Raw genomic sequence first — 14,679 nt, 5'->3', positions numbered from 1 at the left:
TGATAATAAACAAGTTGTATTAACGTGGATCGCCATAAACCTGTAATTCGGCGATGGACATAAAGGACGATCCCTGCCAATTTTTAATGGTTTTGATGCGTAGATAGCGGACCTTTGGTGCACTGATATCAAAGTCAAAGCTTAAACCCGAATTGGCAAGTTGATAATCCTCATCCGTTTGTTGCCCCATGGGTAGTCCAGAAGGCTTTTTGCTTTCGAAGGTACCTAAGCGCGTCCAGTTGTTCCAGCTCCCGTCCGAAGGCGGGTTATCGGAACCCCATACTTCAAAAAATCGCACATTACCGCCGTAATAATACATACGCCCATCGTTTGTATATTCGGGATAGTCCCAGATTACTATCCGACTCATTTTGGCCAGTACACCTGTATCAAATGTTACCCATTGTGGGCCATTTACAGTGACGTCAGTCAATGATATATTGGGCCAGTTCCAATTGTCTCCGTCCCACATCTTGGATAGTCCCGTAGAAGAATATTGTTGTTTAGAATCCGTGGGTAATGTAACTGCAGTATACCTCGATTTTGGAAGTGCCTGTTCAAACAGCGGGGTCAAAGTCGTCACAAGCGTATCGGTAAAATTCATGTACTTGTCTCTGACCGTGATGGCAAACTGTTTGGGATTTGGTGCAAATCCACGGATTGTACGTGAAATCTGTTTAGCGGAAGTATAGATGTTGTCTACAGAAGGTACCCATTCACCCAACGAATCGACCATCACCATCACGGTGAGATTTTTTTCCGTCTCGTTTTCGGCAGTGATCCGAATGCCCCCAAAAGCTGGAATGGCCTCCAGACTCCGAAAGGTATTCCAGATGGGATTTTCTAAAGGTGTTACGGAGACTTCGATAGGCGCCGAACTGATTTCACTTCTATTTACGGCATAGAGCTTGATCGAATGCGGATTTGTATCAGCAAAACCTTCCACGAGAAGCGTGTTGTTATAGTAGGAGGATTTCACCTCCATCTCTTTACCTGACCTTAATTGATAGACGGCTTTGACATACAATAGATCCTGATCTTTTGGTAAGGTATAGGTAATACGTGCCGCCCCGGCCAGGTTTTCTACTTTCACATTACTGACCTGCCCCGGCGCAGTACTGTTGACAACAGGAGCGACTTGAATTTCTTCTTTACAGTTTTGGAATAAGATGCAGAACAAAAATATGGTCTGTATCAATTTTCTGTTTATGTTCATTTCTTTATGACTTTAAGGATAAAATTGAAAGGACTACCAGCCTAAATTTTGTGTCAACGAAGGATTTACGGTTAATTCACCTTGGGCAATTGGCCAGAAATAATCTCTAGGCGCCACAAATGTCTGCTGAAACAATGTTCTTATCTGGTAATAATCAGCACTGATTTCCTGATTCACGCTCCATCCGGTAATGTTCTGATTGAAATATTTAACGGCCAGTTTCCAGCGTCTTAGATCCCAATAGCGTTTTCCTTCAAAGGCCAATTCGATCATTCGTTCATGTTGGATAATTTCGCGAAGACCTTCTTTGGTCGTAGGCTTGTCTGGGTTTGACGAATACTGGTTCCAAGACGTTAGGACACCGGGGATTCCAGCACGTTCGCGTATGCGGTCTAAATACGCGTAAACATCAGCAGAAGGACCATTGGCTTCATTCAACGCCTCAGCATACATCAGATAAATATCGCTTAGGCGCATATCTGGCCAAGGGTAGGATTTATAACTGACACCATTGCTACTGAAAGCCTGCTCCCAATTCACTAATTTTTTAAGGAAGTATCCAGTTTCATTGATCCACCCATGATTATTGGCACCAGCAGGCTGATTTAGCTTCGCCTGCACATAATACGTATCCTCATCCGATAGGCTTTTGGTATCAAATTTGAACCAGATGCCACCGTCAAAACCCAAGTCAGCATAAAAGCGTGGCTCGCGGTCAAAGTTTAGACGCGCTGTAGTATATCCTTCTTTGATATAATACCGATCTGCAGCGGTAGCCGTGCGTAGGCTCGACTTGTCATTAAAATCGAGGGTTTTATCCTCATTGATGGGGACACCATTTTTTGTGTAAAACATTTCTGCAATTTTCAGCGGTGCGCTGAGATGTTGTCTTGCCGTACCGACCACCGCTTCCGGGGTTAAGAGGGGCATCGCATCCCGCTGTATATTCCATGCCTGGTAATTGGGATTTGCCCAGATGTGTTCAGCAGACCAACGCTCATTGAAGCCCAGGTTGATGCCCAGCACCTGTGCGGTTGCATCGCTCATTTTAAACTGTCCATATTCGGCCTTATTGAAAGGGAAGAAGCGGATGCCCGCAGCATCGGCAGATTCAATTGCCGCTTTTGCAGCCTCCGCGGCCTTTGTCCATTTTGCGGCCTCATAAGTTGGATTGAAGAGCTGTTCGCCTTTGCTATTGCGCATGGACTGATAATCTGTATTTCCGTTGAATAGGGGACTTGCAGCAGTCAGCAATACCTCAGCCTTTACAGCCTGGATGATGGGTTTGGTCACCCGTCCAAGTTCCGCAGCCTTATTGGGGATAATTAAAGGAACAGATTTCTGTGCAGCAGAATCCAGCAAAGAAACGATATAATTGACCACCTCATCGACGGGACGCTGTTCTACCCGTACAGCAGACTGATCTGCGTCAAGAGATATATTTTTTTCGACAACGGGGATTGGTCCATATTGGCGGAATAACAAATAGTGGTAATAAGCTTTTAGAAACAATACTTCTCCAATCCATCGCGAGCGATCATCGATTGAGAGATCAGGTACCTTGGACAGATCAGAAACATTTTCTAAAAAGATATTGCAGTCTCGGATAGCGATCCATAAACCGCTTCTCCAGGAGTCTACAAGTGGTTGATTGACATTTTGTCCGCCGCGGGCGATACGCCAGTTATTTGCCGGATAGATTTCCCGCTGGGCAACAGGTAGCCATACCTCATCGCCGGCAAGAAATCCAATATTGCTTTGTGCATCCGAATTATTTGGTAACCACGAGTAGCAGGTGAAGAGAAATTTCTCAGCTTCATTTCGTAAGGAAAAGGCGTTGTCAATTGTTGCCACGTTGTCCGGAACGACATCTATATAATCTTTACAGGCAGAAACTCCAAAAGCACTAAACAAAAGGCATGCGATATAGGTTGCTGTCTTTTTCATATTTTTATTTTTCATGATTTCTTAATTGTAGTTCACATTAAAAGCTCAGTTGTAAGCCCATGTTATATACGGCCTGAATCGGATAGCCTATTCCTTTTCCACCCATCTCGACATCCCACATTTTAAAGGAGCTTAAGGCAAATAAATTCATTCCATTGGCGTATATCCGAAGGTTTTTTGCTTTGAGGCGTTTCATCAAACTTTCCTTAAACGTGTAGCCTACTTCCACTGTTTTCAATCGGAGGAAGGCGCCACTACGCATCCACCAGGTACTTCTTTGGTTATTATTCGCAATAATATTTTCACTTAGACGAGGCCAAAAGGCGTACAGATTTCGATTTTCTTCACTCCAATAACTATCGGCAATGACCTGTAGAAGGCCGTTTTGCGAACCACCATTTAAATAGAAGGGCGAAATATTTTCGGGATTAATGAAAAAGGAAGAGCGTGCAGATCCCTGAAAGTAAAAGCTGAAGTCTAAACCTTTTCCACCCACTGTACCGCCAAAGCCATAGATCATTTCTGGCGTGGTAGGGTATCCGATCGCGACGCGGTCTAAATCTGTGATCTGTCCATCGCCATTTACGTCACGGTATTTGATGTCACCACCCAGATAATCTAAGCCCGGTTTTCCGAATTGAACCGGAGAATTCAGTACCTCCTGATCGTCCACAAAAAGTCGTTCAGCGATGTAACCAAACTCTTGGGACGCCGAAGTACCTACTGTATAGCGACTGGCTTCTTTGTAAGCGGGTTCATCCACAATCAGTTTCTTGCTCACGGCATAAGTCATCGTTCCACGTCCCTGAATGTACCAGCTGTCGCCAAAGTTTTTGTTATAATTTAGCGTCACATCTACCCCTTTACTTTCGGCTTTATTCGTATTGGCGACAATAGCGGCGCGAAGTCCCATTGTACTCGGTATATATGATCGGCCGGTAAGAATATTGCTCCGGACCTGTTTGTATACATCTACATTTAGCTCGAGGTCTTTAAAAAGACCGAGTTCGAGTCCTAAGTTTGTCTGGCGCGATCGCTCCCATGTGATATCCTCATTGGCATAACGACGTATGGCGATGGTTGGTCTGGTATATCCCGAAAGCTCACCAAATCCAATCTGAAAGGCATTCATGTCGACATCAGATAAATAGAAAAAGCGATCTTGCGAACGGCCGATTTGATCGTTCCCAGCAAAACCATGTGTAGCACGGATTTTTAGTTTTGAAATGACATCTTTGACAGGTTCGAAAAATAATTCATTGGATATATTGTAGCTAAGTCCAAAAGAAGGGAAAAAACCTAAGCGGCGATTTTTGGCAAAGCGTTCCGAACCATTGTAACCAAAGTTGAACTCGGCAATATAACGGTCATCAAAATTGTACGAAAAGCGACCAGAAAGACCGATATTGCGTGAAGGCAGCGACAATTGCAAGTTTCCGGCATTCCCACTCAATGAATTCTGAACTAAACCGATCACTGTGGCCCCTACATTATGCTTACCAAAAGCATGATTATAGCTGGCAATCGCATGCGCATAAAACATCGAATTCACTTCTTTTGCAGACTCTGAATAATCGAGGTATTCGGTACCAACAGTTCCAATCGATCCCAGTGAGCCGTCGTTCATGACCCGGAGGCTTAGATCGCCGGAAGCATCAGCCGATGCCGTGTAATAGAAAGGATTATATTTGCGGCTTACTTCAAAGTAAGCATAACGTTTAAGATAAGTCATTGCCGTAAGGCTCAGCCCTGGGATCAATGCATTCAGATTTTGGTTAATCTGAATCTGAGGCATGATCGTCGAGGTATTAAATTCTTGATAGCCACGTACCATTTCGGCGTAAGGGTTTACAAATAAACCACCATTCCTATTTAGTGCATTACCAAATAAAGGGTGATTCATGTAAGGCATATACGAAGACGGATAGATCGCCGGGAACATGACAGGATTCGACCAGATGGCGCGTCTGAAGGTTGCAGCTCCACCATTGATACGGCTTCCATTTTCGTCTGTGCTGCCGATCGGTCCATTGTAATCGTCAAACTGGGCATATACACGTACGATACCCGTCGTTGTAGGGGTAAAGTTGATATCAACATTTGAACGGACGGAGTAATTTTTTAACTTGATATTGTTATTGAAATTGTTGATTCCGTTCATCTTCAAAATACCATTGTCGATGTTATATGTGCCGGATAGGTAGTACTTTGCTTTTGCTCCACCGCCGCTGATATTTAGGTTATTGCGCTGGTTTATGGTATAGTCTTTTATAAGCTGGTCAATCCAATTATTATTCGGGTAGAGCAGCGGATTGTCTCCGGCTCTTGTATGGTCAATTTTGGTCTGCCAATACGGGAGCCCCTGTCCACTGGCCGCATCAGCGGGCCTTGTCAGGTACGCCTCGTTGGCCATTTCCATGTAGCGGATGTTGTCTGCAAATTTAAAATTGCGGGTATTGGTAGAGACATTACTTTCCGTACGGAATTCAAATTTTGTAGCACCTTCTTTCCCCAGTTTTGTGGTGATCAGGACGACGCCGTTTGCACCCCGGGCACCATACATGGCGGCCGCATTGGCATCACGAAGGACCGAAAAGCTCGCAATATCATCGGGCTGTAAGCGGGCCATATCGGTCGGTGAAGATTCGATGTTATCGATGAGAATCAATGGGTCCTGTTTTCCGGTACCAAAACTTCCAAGTCCACGAATAAAGAAATTTGCATTATCAGATCCAGGTTCACCACTGCGTTGAAAGGCAATCATACCGGCAACCCTTCCAGCAAGCATAGTGGTTAGGTTGCTCGTCGGTCCTTTTAATTCTTTCGGATTAATCGTGGTTACGGAGCCCACCACAGAAGCTCTTTTTTCGCGTTGACCAAACCCCGTAACAACGACATCTTCGATAACATTTTCGTTGAGTTTAATTTGGATGTCTAAGGTAATGGTATTGTCGGCATCTGGTTTTTTTCCGGTCAGGGAAATTTCCTGACGTGCATAGCCGACACTACTAAATACTAAAGTTGCGGTTTTGTTGGTATTGAGTACATATTTTCCATTTCCATCCGTCGATACGCGCGTAGTGCCCCCCAAGACACTTACTGTGACGCCCGATACCGCTGTACCGTCATTTTCCGAGGAGACTTTTCCTTGTACACGAACCTGTTGCGCCATAGCTGCACAACAAGTTGCCGTCATTAGAAATATAAAAATTCCTAGACGAGATTTAATCTTCTTCCATCTTTTCATTAATAAGAATTTTGGTTATAAATTGAGTTATGTTGAATACAATTATCGTTACAATGAATTGGATAATTCGAGGGGATTTACAGCAAAAAAAGGGGGTGAAATGGTCAATAGTAAATGGTCGGTTTTGCGCGTATAGCCTAGTGTACCCTATACGAATATCTCCCTTACTTTGGCCGAATATATCACCCTGATTTTTTATCAATAACGTCTTGGTGCCGACTTTACCAAAACAGATTTAGTTACCTTGGAGCGTGTGGGAAATGAATGGAGAGTATCCAAATCGATCAATTCGTATAAATAGGATTTTACATCTGGTGGTTTGCCAGTAATAAAAGTCAAGCCACTAATAAATTATGTGTTTAAGTTTAGTTTAGAAGCCAGATCGTAATACACCTTCAATTCAGCTACACATATCCGTAATTCGGATCATCGGCTTGATTCCTTGGTTTCTACCTTTGAACTATAAAAATTTATAAGTTATGCAAACAAAAAAATTAGGCAGTCTAGGACTTGAAATACCTTTAGTAGGATTAGGCTGTATGGGTATGACCAGCTTAGCAGGTGCCGATGTGTACGGAAAAGCAGATGAAAAAGAATCCATTGCAACAATCCATCGTTCGCTCGAATTGGGCGGAAATTTTCTCGACACGGCCGATCTGTACGGCCCACATTTTAATGAACAACTGATCGCAAAAGCTATTTCCGGAAACCGAGATCGATACATCGTTGCCACAAAATTCGGGTATGAGATAGATGATAATGGGCAGATGACCTGGAAATTAAATGCCAGTCCGGACTACATTAGAAAATCCATTGATCGTTCGCTCAAAAATCTGAACACAGATGTTATTGATTTGTATTATCTGCACCGTCCAGATCCGAAGGTGCCGATCGAAGAAACAATTGGAGCAATGGCAGAATTGGTGCAAGCAGGAAAAATCAAATATATTGGTGTCTCTGAGATCGATGCAGATTTGATCAGACGTGCACATGCTGAGGCTCCTATCACGGCAGTTCAAAATGAAGTTTCGCTATTCAGTCGTGATGTGGAAACCAATGGCGTATTGGACACAGTTAACGAATTAGGCATCGGATTAGTAGCCTATTCACCATTAGGCAGAGGTTTTTTAACGGGTGAATTGAAATCTCCGGAGGATATGGCAGCAGATGATTTCCGTAGACAAATACCGCGTTTTCAAGGAGAACAATTTTACAAAAACATTGAATTAGTAAAAGAATTGGAAAAAATGGCAGATGAAAAAGGATACAGTACTTCACAGTTAGCGATTGCCTGGCTCATTCAAAAAGGCATTACGCCTATTCCTGGAACGAAACGAGTGAAATATGTAGAGCAGAATATAGAGGCTACAAACATTCGATTTACGGAAGTTGAATTGCAAAAAATTGAAGAAATACTTCCTGCTCATGCAGACACAGGTAATCGTTCGTTTGATTTTCCTGAGTAAATAAGCAGGTTGCAAAAGAGCTTCTTCACAACCGGGAAGCTCTTTTGTTATATAAATCACTAAATTTATATAATATATTTTATCGTAAAATAATGGCTCAATCCAACGAAATACATATACATATCGACTCCGTAGCGTCCTATCACGAGATGATGGGCATTGAAAAACCGATGCATCCTTTATTTAGTATCATTGATTTTTCGAAAATTACGTATTCCCATCCAAAAGAGACATGCTACATCCATTCCAATTTGTACAACATCAGCGTCAAATCAGGTGCAGATTGTATTTTACAATATGGTCCGCATCATTTTGATTTTACGCAGGGAGCAATGTCCTTTTTCAAACCCGGACAAACTATCAAGGTAGACCCTAATGCTGCTATAGTGAAAGATGGTTTTACCATCAATTTTCATCCCGATTTTCTGCGTACTTTTCCTTTAGACAAAAAGATACAACGCTATGATTTTTTTGATTACAAAGTCAATGAAGCCCTGTTTCTCTCGGACGAAGAAAAAGCCCAGTGCAACGCTATTGCCAAAGGTATTGAAACCGAATACAAGAGTAAAATAGACAGTTATAGTCAGGAAGCCATCGTGAGTTTTCTGGATCTGTTGCTGGTTTACGGCAAACGTTTTTACGACCGGCAATTCATTACCCGAAAAACCCATCAGCGACCTATTGTGGTTCAGTTTGAAGAATTATTGGATGCATACTTTCATGAGGAGCTTCATTTGCAAAAGGGTCTGCCCAACGTGAAATATTTTGCCGAGGCTGTGCATATGTCACCCAATTATTTAAGTGATCTTTTGAGAACATCAACAGGTAAAAGTGCCCAAAGCCATATCCAAAGTAAGCTGATCGAGGTTGCTAAAACCATGCTCAGCTCCACAGTACTTTCCGTTTCTGAAATCGCCTACCAGTTGGGATTTGAACAGGCGCAATCGTTCAATAGATTATTCAAATCCAAAACCAATCAAACTCCTTTGGAATTTAGGGCAAGCTTTAATTAAGAGTTGATTTATTTTGTATTTATAGCCCAATACCTATAAGAAACCTGAATGAAAGAGGGAGGTATATTCTGCATTCAACTCGGACACAAACATTTTGCTTATAGTCATCCATCCATTGTCAGGTCACTTCCCTAACTTCATCCAGGATGTCAAACAGGTAACAGTTTGTCCATCATGTTGAAACACCGGAACCGTCGGCCATTGCTCAACGTATCGCTCATAAGTCCATCGAATCTCATAATAAATTAATTTTATTTGGTTCATTGCCGATGATTGCCTTCGCGACGTATATGTCCGTGGTAAGTATCGTGATATTATTTTGCTCTTTGTGGTATTACGCTGTATTGATTCTTTGCGGTAAACGACAAAAGATGCGGCACTTGAAGAAGTGTTAAATCTGCTGTTAGCGAGTATATTAAGTATGTCTTCGATGAAGGGAAACTCGAGGAAGAAGTGGTATGTCGGAAATACAGACATACCACTCAGCACGGCGCAATCGAAGATAAAATGCAGATGCGTGAAGTGAGATATTACAATCTCGATGAATTATCGAGATCAAAAATTTTCGAATAAATGAGTATAAAAGAAGATACTGATATATTGAAACAAATAACTAATATAATCCATTCGCTGATTCTCGTTCTCTTATTGATTGGGTGTAAATCTACTGAATCGACTGATTATTTTGGACAAACCTATCCTGATTCTATCCCCGTTGTTTTTGCCCCGGGCACCATTTCGGTGAAGGGCCGGTTAGAGCATGGTATTTCATTTACACCCGATACAAGGGAATTAGCATTTGGAATACTCAACAAGGATGACTTCAGTGGGAAAATATTTTATTCTAAAGAGATGAATAAAAAATGGACTGAACCGGTGGCTTTTGAACCATTAAAAAGTACATGTGCTTATCTACCCTATTTTTCACCTAATGGTAAATCCTTGATTTTTACTCAAAGTAAAGGGGCGAATGATAACGTTAATACAGATATTTGGTTAATTGAGAAGGTAGGTGATGAGTGGGGGACTCCAAAAATGATAGAAGCTCCGGTAAATTCGACAAGTAGGGAAGCCAACGCATGTATGACATCTGACGGTACAATCTATTTTTCATCTAACAGAAACTGTGCAGGTAAGGAAAATTGTCATACTGCCGATTTATTCTATTCGAAGTTAAGGGATAATGACTATCCACAAGTGGATATTATTCCTGAATTTGTCTCTTCGAATGATGAGGAAAGCGTATTTATTTCGCCAAAGGAGGACTACATCATTTTTTGTAGATATACAGACGATGAAAACGGGGTGGATTTATATATCAGTTATCGTGATAGCAACAATCGCTGGGTTGAACCTCAGCGAATTGATTCGACAATAAACTCAAAAGATTGGGACAGACGACCATTTGTAAGTGCTGATAATAAGTTTCTGTTTTTTACGCGACTGCAAATCGGGGAAAATGGAATAAACGAATCAGATATCTATTGGGTCAATACTTCAAAACTGTTTAAGCCGTTTGTTTACAATGCACTTTCCGACACAACAATTCGGATAAGGCAAAGATTCGAGATATCTGTCCCTAAAGATTATTTTAAAGATATAGACCATGATCAATTAACATACTGTATTAACCAAAACCAATTTCACTGGCTTTATTTTGATAGAGAGCAAATGAAATTATCTGGGCTACCAACTATCGAGGGTAATTTTGAGCTGACTTTTTCAGCCAGCGACCAATATTCAAATAAGACCGATCATAAGCTTATTATAACAGTAAAAAAATAATGATTGCTATGTGTCTTTTCACCTCCTCATTCCCACCATTCACCGAGTTTTCCTGTCCGTTAGTCTAAAGCCCATAGGCTAGGGGAGTATTGTGTCGTAGTTTTGAGTCAACAAATAAGACAGATAAACTAACACTATAAAATAAAGACATTATGAAAACTCTAGTAAAAACATTCGCAGCAACAGCTTTAATCGCAGTATCAACATTCGCTATGGCCGCTGAAGGACCAGGTTCAAAAGCAGCAAAAGCAAACGTTAACCTTTCCACAGCAGACTTTGCACTTGACCACTATGTTGCGGTCACAACTGCAGGCGAATCGGCAGGCGTGGAGCAGCTGTTTGCTGAAGATTTCAGCCAGAAGGCTAATGAAGCTGCCAATGGACGTAGCGCGGTTGTTAAATTCTTTAAAAAGCAAAAAGGAGAGAAGCTGGACTGTAAAGTGGCCACCGATATCATCGAAGAGTCGGCAGACTATATGGTCGCTAAAGTGACGTTGAAATTTGAAAACTTCACCAAGACTGATCTGGTTACCTTGGAACGTGTGGGAAATGACTGGAAAGTATCCAAATCAATCAATTCGTATAAGTAGTATTTAATAACTAGTGATCTGCCAAGATCAGTATAACGTCAGATCACTAGTGAATCATATGTTTATTAAGGCCATGTCGGGAGATGTGGCTTTTACAGTTTATTGATTTTCAAGAATTTTCAACAGTTTTTGATTTAAGTACAGTTTTTCCTTTCCGACTTTTACGGATTCAAGAATTCCATTCTGCTCCAATGCGATTAGATAATTTCCAACAGTTTTCGCATTTCCTAAATTGTCGTCAATCAAATTTTGACGTTTTGTATAAGGTAGTCTAAATAATATCTCAACTAAATCTTTTGAATATATTTTAGGAAGTTTCGTTTTGATGTTAGTACTCATTTCCTCTATCGCTTGTGTGATTAGATATAATCGTTTGAGACCTTTTGATGCTGTTTGTTCGATCATATCTAACATATATAAGATGTAATCTTCCCAATTTTCATTTTCTGTTACTCCCCTGAGTTTGGTATAATAATCATTTTTATTCTGAATGATGTATTCGCTTAGATAAATTGCTGGAACTTCTAATAGTCCGGAAAGTTTTAAGTAGAGCAAAAGTAGAATTCTTCCAGTTCTACCATTTCCATCTACAAAAGGGTGGATTGCTTCAAACTGGTAATGTAATAACGCCATTTTGATCAATGGATCAATGTTGCTTTCTTCATTGATGAATTTTTCTAAATTAGCGAGTTTCTCTCTAATAATTGTTTCTCCACTTGGTGGTGTGTAGATAATTTCACCTCGATTGTTGCTTAGCATTGTTCCTGGTGTAACTCGAATGGATGCATTATTTTGTTTAATACATTGAACTATTTTAATGCAAAGGTTTGTAGTAATCAAAGGTTTAGCTTTGAGTTCTTCAAGACCTAGCCATAGTGCTTTTTTATAACTTAAAACTTCTTTTGTTGATAAATTTTCAATTTTCTTGTCAGCAACAAATGATCTGTATAATTCATCATTTGTTGTAATGATATTTTCAACTTCCGAACTTGCTTTTGCTTCTTGTAAGTAAATTGTATCAAGAAATAGCGTCGGATTTGGTAAATTTAATAAAGTACCATTTAATTGGGCCAGCACACGACCAGCAGAAATAGTTTTCCGCAGAATTTTTTTTGTTTCGATATCCTTGGTTGGTGGCAATAATGGTAAATCGTTATAGGGATATTTTCGGTCAAATTTATTCATTTCTTCGAGTGTAAATTTTACTTCTGTGTGTGTTACGAGTGTAAAAATAGTAAAAAATTACTCTTGTTTTTTGTTCAGGTGTAAAAAATGCTCTTATTTTACTTTACCTCCCCATTTCCGCCATTCACCGAGTTTTCCTATGTGTTGATCTAAAGCCCGTAGGCTAGGGGCCTATTGTGTTGTAGTTTTGAGTCAACAAATAAGAACAACAGAACTAACACAATAAAATAAAGACATTATGAAAACGCTAGTAAAAACATTCGCAGCAGCAGCCTTAATCGCAGTATCCACATTCGCTATGGCAGCAGAAGGACCAGGTTCCAAATCAGCAAAAGCAAACGTTAACCTTTCTACAGCAGACTTGGCACTGGATCACTACGTTGCGGTCACTACCGAAGGCGAATCAGCAGGAGTAGAGCAATTGTTTGCCAAAGATTTCAACCAAAAGATCCAATCTACCAATGCGCAGTCTAACAGCCGTAGTGCCGTAGTTGAACTATTGAAAAAGCAAAAAGGAGAGAAGTTGAACTGTACAGTAAGCACCGATATCGTCGAGGAATCGGCAGACTATATGGTAGCTAAAATAACCTTGAAATTTGAAAACTTCACCAAAACTGATCTAGTGACCTTGGAGCGTGTGGGCAATGACTGGAAAGTTTCCAAATCGATCAATTCATACAAATAAGAGCCATCTCAAATAAATATATAAATGTTGTGAAGCCACGTCGGGAGATGTGGTTTTTTTTATGCTCGAATATTTTAGTGGAGTATTACTGTTTTTGCATAATCCCATATTGCTTATTTTGATTATTCTCTGTCCTTTGGCCGGCATAGGTTTCAAAAATATGTTTTGTGGTTGCTTTCAGTGAGCGCATTGTTTGGATGGGGTGGTAGCCTGGAGCTGTGAAAAATTCGATTTCGTTGTCAATTTTTGAGTACCAAATAGTCCCCATATCTTTTATTCCTAGCGTATCGGGTCTGGTGATTTTACGGAAGTGCTCGAGTTTCTCTTGATCCAATCCGATCACTCGATAGCGTTGGGTTTTATCTTGACAGTCAACCTCGATATATCTTTCTCCGTTCCAACACATGCAATCCTCTGGCGTTAAATAGTGCACTGCAAAAAAAATGGCAACTATCAGCGAAGCAATTCCGGCGAATCTTAGGGTGTATTTATTTTTTTGGATAAAAGGCTTTTTTTCTGTTCGAACCCTGAGCTTTTCTCCTTTCTCCAATACTTCTGAAACAGCTGTGGGATTATTTTTCGTTAGAAATACTTCTTCTATTTCTACTTTATTTTCCTCTTCACATATAGCTGAGGAATGATTGCTATCATTTTTCTTAGCTACTATAGCATTCGGAACCTCTTCCGGATTCGTTAGATCATTTGAAATAGCATCTTTGTTGTCATCCGAACAATTTTCATTATTACAATTATGATCATCTGATTCTTTGTTTCGATGTAAGCTATGTTTGCAGGAAATCGTTGTATCCGACTGTAATGAATTCCAATAATTAAAGTCATAAGGACGAGGCTGAAAATTGATCAGTATAGCGAGAAACTTTACGACATCTCGTTCAGGGCTGCGTTTTGTGTCACCAATTATAAAGTTTCTTAATGCCCTGAATTTATCCGTTTCCGAAACTTTCACTATTTCTTTTAACGACTTACCAAGTAACTTTTGCTGTTTCTTTTCATCTTTTTCTCTGAAAAAATCGGTGAATACGACTTCATCCTCAGGTGATAATCCTTTCTCGAAACATTGTATAGACCAATTCTTAAGATCTCCCGTCGAAGGCCATTCGCGGGAAAAATCAAGCTTTCTATTCTCCTTTAAATCTAGGTAGCCGTCTCTTACAGCCTTTTGAAAATACTCAAACATGATTCCAAAATTAACATCTATTCATTAATGGAAAATACGGGAAACCGTATTCAAAAACATCTTAAAAATCATCTTGACCATTTGGAAAATATTGGAAAACCGTTGTAGACTTTTGAAACATTATGAAATGTCATGAAGTGCTGGAAATGTTTGATAAAAAGGTTTTTAACGGCCATAACTTTGTTCTCGAAGTCAGATGATAGATCAATTAAAATTATAAGACTAAGATACTAAACTGATTTCACAATGAGAAGATCTCGCGGTAGTCATTAGCCGGTTTGGGAAGCAGCTTCTGCCTCCCGCGAGTGACACTCTTACTTCCCAAAAAATTCAGAAGGCCTTCTGAA

Annotated in this window: 11 protein-coding genes; 6 read left to right on the top strand and 5 right to left on the bottom strand. The window is 40.5% G+C overall.

Annotated features, from left to right (window positions below; translation table 11 throughout):
• Positions 1 to 19 precede the first annotated feature (19 nt).
• The 3 genes from D7322_RS26740 to D7322_RS26730 are packed head-to-tail and all read right to left on the bottom strand — an operon-like array spanning position 20 to position 6,410.
• Positions 20 to 1,216: a DUF5000 domain-containing lipoprotein gene (locus tag D7322_RS26740; RefSeq protein WP_121127231.1), complete on the bottom strand. Its 1,197-nt coding sequence runs from the start codon at positions 1,214 to 1,216 to the stop codon at positions 20 to 22.
• A 33-nt stretch (positions 1,217 to 1,249) separates the two neighbouring features.
• On the bottom strand, positions 1,250 to 3,163 hold the full coding sequence (locus tag D7322_RS26735) for a RagB/SusD family nutrient uptake outer membrane protein (RefSeq protein ID WP_121127254.1): 1,914 nt from the start codon (positions 3,161 to 3,163) through the stop codon (positions 1,250 to 1,252).
• Positions 3,164 to 3,200: 37 nt separating this feature from the next.
• A complete protein-coding gene (locus tag D7322_RS26730; RefSeq protein ID WP_121127230.1) occupies positions 3,201 to 6,410 on the bottom strand; it encodes a SusC/RagA family TonB-linked outer membrane protein in 3,210 nt (1,069 codons plus the stop codon).
• 479 nt (positions 6,411 to 6,889) lie between these two features.
• On the opposite strand from D7322_RS26730, the gene D7322_RS26725 reads away from it, so the two are divergent.
• From D7322_RS26725 to D7322_RS26705, 5 genes are all read left to right on the top strand, one after another.
• Positions 6,890 to 7,876: an aldo/keto reductase gene (locus tag D7322_RS26725; RefSeq protein WP_121127229.1), complete on the top strand. Its 987-nt coding sequence runs from the start codon at positions 6,890 to 6,892 to the stop codon at positions 7,874 to 7,876.
• A gap of 92 nt (positions 7,877 to 7,968) precedes the next feature.
• A complete protein-coding gene (locus D7322_RS26720; protein ID WP_121127228.1) occupies positions 7,969 to 8,889 on the top strand; it encodes a helix-turn-helix domain-containing protein in 921 nt (306 codons plus the stop codon).
• A 244-nt stretch (positions 8,890 to 9,133) separates the two neighbouring features.
• Positions 9,134 to 9,250 carry a type I restriction-modification system subunit M N-terminal domain-containing protein gene (locus tag D7322_RS29335; protein WP_121127253.1) on the top strand — a complete coding sequence of 39 codons (117 nt, stop codon included), beginning with the start codon at positions 9,134 to 9,136 and terminating at the stop codon, positions 9,248 to 9,250.
• Between the two features lie 212 nt (positions 9,251 to 9,462).
• Complete coding sequence (locus tag D7322_RS26710; RefSeq protein ID WP_121127227.1) at positions 9,463 to 10,674, top strand: putative Ig domain-containing protein; 1,212 nt, start codon at positions 9,463 to 9,465, stop codon at positions 10,672 to 10,674.
• A 152-nt stretch (positions 10,675 to 10,826) separates the two neighbouring features.
• Positions 10,827 to 11,264: a hypothetical protein gene (locus tag D7322_RS26705; protein ID WP_147430554.1), complete on the top strand. Its 438-nt coding sequence runs from the start codon at positions 10,827 to 10,829 to the stop codon at positions 11,262 to 11,264.
• 99 nt (positions 11,265 to 11,363) lie between these two features.
• Here D7322_RS26705 and D7322_RS26700 read toward each other — a convergent pair whose 3' ends face one another.
• Entirely contained in the window at positions 11,364 to 12,449 is a 1,086-nt protein-coding gene (locus D7322_RS26700; protein ID WP_121127225.1) for a Fic family protein, read from the bottom strand.
• A gap of 238 nt (positions 12,450 to 12,687) precedes the next feature.
• Here D7322_RS26700 and D7322_RS26695 point away from each other — a divergent pair, with 238 nt between their 5' ends.
• Complete coding sequence (locus D7322_RS26695) at positions 12,688 to 13,134, top strand: nuclear transport factor 2 family protein (protein WP_121127224.1); 447 nt, start codon at positions 12,688 to 12,690, stop codon at positions 13,132 to 13,134.
• 85 nt (positions 13,135 to 13,219) lie between these two features.
• Here D7322_RS26695 and D7322_RS26690 read toward each other — a convergent pair whose 3' ends face one another.
• On the bottom strand, positions 13,220 to 14,332 hold the full coding sequence (locus D7322_RS26690; RefSeq protein ID WP_121127223.1) for a hypothetical protein: 1,113 nt from the start codon (positions 14,330 to 14,332) through the stop codon (positions 13,220 to 13,222).
• Positions 14,333 to 14,679 lie beyond the last annotated feature (347 nt).

The organism is Sphingobacterium puteale (genome assembly GCF_003627955.1).
Classification (GTDB): domain Bacteria; phylum Bacteroidota; class Bacteroidia; order Sphingobacteriales; family Sphingobacteriaceae; genus Sphingobacterium; species Sphingobacterium puteale.
The sequence above is the reverse complement of the archived record's forward strand: the minus strand, read 5'-3'. Positions and strand labels throughout refer to the sequence as shown.